Source organism: Paenibacillus sp. P4_E11 (assembly GCF_056401635.1).
Window position 1 is genome coordinate 1 of record NZ_JBFUIX010000438.1, and the last position, 1,561, is coordinate 1,561.

At 44.0% G+C, this 1,561-nt stretch carries 3 protein-coding genes; 1 reads left to right on the forward strand and 2 read right to left on the reverse strand.

The window, feature by feature from the left end; translation table 11 throughout:
• A partial coding sequence (locus tag AC1DWB_RS34880; protein WP_477545653.1) for a Gfo/Idh/MocA family protein occupies window positions 1-742 on the forward strand: 742 nt, incomplete at its 5' end.
• A 342-nt stretch (window positions 743-1,084) separates the two neighbouring features.
• Here the strand turns inward: AC1DWB_RS34880 and AC1DWB_RS34885 are convergent.
• On the reverse strand, window positions 1,085-1,222 hold the full coding sequence (locus AC1DWB_RS34885; RefSeq protein ID WP_477545654.1) for a hypothetical protein: 138 nt from the start codon (window positions 1,220-1,222) through the stop codon (window positions 1,085-1,087).
• A 138-nt stretch (window positions 1,223-1,360) separates the two neighbouring features.
• Window positions 1,361-1,561, reverse strand: a 201-nt coding sequence (locus AC1DWB_RS34890; RefSeq protein ID WP_477545655.1) for a hypothetical protein, incomplete at its 5' end; no start/stop codon positions are given.

Consider the following 1,561-nt stretch of genomic DNA (forward strand, 5'->3'; position numbering starts at 1 on the left):
ATATTGTACTGACCAAGGGTGTCACTTGCTGTTKGAGAAACCTATGGCGATTTCCACACAACAATGCGATGCCATTAACGAAGCCGTAGAACGAAACCGTGTGGTGATGCTTGTCGGACAGACTCAACAATATATCTCCCATAATCTGAAGGGCAAGTCTATCGTACAAAGCGGTGAGTTAGGGAAGCTGGTTATGATTCATGATGTCCGGCACGGCCCTTATTTCCATGCAGACCGCCCTTCCTGGTTTCTCGACAAAGCCAAATCAGGCGGTGGCATCGTATTCAACTTGGGTGCGCATGCCATCGATAAAATCCAATGGCTGACGGATAGCCGCATTACTCGCGTTCGTGCATCGCTTAGCTATCACGCTGAGCGTTACCCGGATATGGAAGGTAGCGCGGTCATGATGCTGGAGACATCACAGGGTGTTACCTGTACCGTTAACTTGTCCGGTTACGATGGGGTGGACCGGGAAGAGACGGAGCTCGTCTTCACACACGGGATGATCAAGATCATTAACCATGATTCCGTATGGATTAGCGAAGACGGCAAATACCGCCAAGTTCCTATCGAACATGCGGTCAATCCGTTTGAACTGCAATTGACTGATCTAGCAGCATGTATTCGCGAAGGACGACAACCTTATTCCTCTGGTGAATATGGCCGTTCTGTAGTCCGTGTGATCGAAGCCATATATCAATCAGCGCAATTAGATGACGAGGTTACAATCGAGCTATGAGCTTCTGGAATTAGCTCTCGATCAACTACTGTAAAGATTACGACCGATCTTAGACAAAATAATACATACACCCATTTCTTGTGTCTTTTTCTCCCGGGCTGGTCCCGGATAGGGATGCCACACTGTCTGGCTCTCGTTTGATCGAAGCCATCGCTCGTTTGTATTCCTTTGTCTGCATCTGCTCGTAGGCATCGGCTTTGAACGCAATCTGCGTGTTCAGAACAAGCCTGCTTTCTTGAAGGATCTGGAGCCTAAGTTCGAGACAATGCGTAGGCGTTGAAGTATCTGATTGAATAATACAAAAACAAAAGGAGCTAGCTTACGAAGCTAACTCCCCAAATGTTATCCATTTGAATCTGGAGGATCATTCACACCACCATTTAGTGCAGCAGCATGAATTAGTTCAGTATTTATTGTTGCAAAAGTGGTTCCAACTAAAAATGCTGCAGCGATCATAATAACAGCAACGGCTTTTTTCATCGTGATCACCTCTTCCTCTGTGTATTGTTTACAGGAAGAATATATCACGTCAGGTATTCCCATTTGTAGGGTAATACCCGGGAAGTTTTCGGGAGGTTTTTCGGGAAGAAGAAGACGATATACGATTTTTCAAGTTCATTATTCTTCGATATAGTACTCATCAAATCGATTTAAGGTTTTCATTAAAGCGGAAAAATCACCTTGTGCTACATCATGCTTTTCAACTCCATGAGTAAAAACTTTAATTTCATATATCCCTTTCGGTTTTTTCTTAATAGTAACATATCCATCTGATGTGTCATTTTTAACAAAAATGCCTTTGTTGATCAAACTCAATGC

Coding starts and splice junctions, on each gene's coding strand:
- AC1DWB_RS34885 (WP_477545654.1), bottom strand. CDS start 1,222: ATGAAAAAAGCCGTTGCTGTTATTATGATCGCTGCAGCATTTTTAGTT.